Raw genomic sequence first — 688 nt, forward strand, 5'->3', positions numbered from 1 at the left:
TTCTCGGCGTGCTCGGTACGGTGCAGTGCGTGGTCCGGGCCCAGGTGCCGGGCGGCGTACGCATCGAAGGCGGCCGCGTCGGCCGGGTGGCAGACGGTCGCGAGCACCTCACGGGCGCCGGGCGGAGCTGTGAAGCCGGGACCCCGCAGGAGCAGGACGTCGTCGCTGTCGACCATGGTGGCGTTGGCCGCATCGCGGTGCTCCCGCCAGACCGGGCCGGTGTAGAGCGCCTCCAGCGCGTACCGGGAGGCCAGCGCCCGACCCGCCGCGGTCGTCAACCGCGTCCGGTAGTGGGCGTGGCCGAGCAGCGGGGTCCCGAAGGCCCGTTTCACGGCCGCGAACCGGGTGGTGACCGCGCAGGCGAGACGCTGCGCGTGCGCGGCGCCCACGGACGGGAACAGCCGCTCGTGGGTGAAGGTCGCCAGGCACTCCTCGAAGCGCCGGTGCCGGGCCAACGCCGACCGGTAGACACCGTCGGCGTCGATCGACGCCCACCGGTTCATCAGGGCCGACAGCGGGAGCCGGTGGTCCGTGAACGTCAGGACGCCGGTCTGGTTGGCCGTCACCCCGCCCTTCGGTTCGGCCCGCCCGATGCTGATGCCCGCCAGCACCTTCCCGCCGGCCCGCAGGGGCACCCGGAACCAGTGGTGGCCCTCGTCCCGAACGGCGACGACGAGCCGGGCCAACA

1 pseudogene is annotated in these 688 nt (G+C 74.3%); it reads right to left on the reverse strand.

The features are described from left to right. A pseudogene (locus G3I71_RS52855) lies at positions 1–503 on the reverse strand (hypothetical protein); the annotation flags it as partial. Positions 504–688: the final 185 nt, after the last annotated feature.

Source organism: Streptomyces sp. SID12501 (genome assembly GCF_010550245.1).
GTDB lineage: Bacteria > Actinomycetota > Actinomycetes > Streptomycetales > Streptomycetaceae > Streptomyces.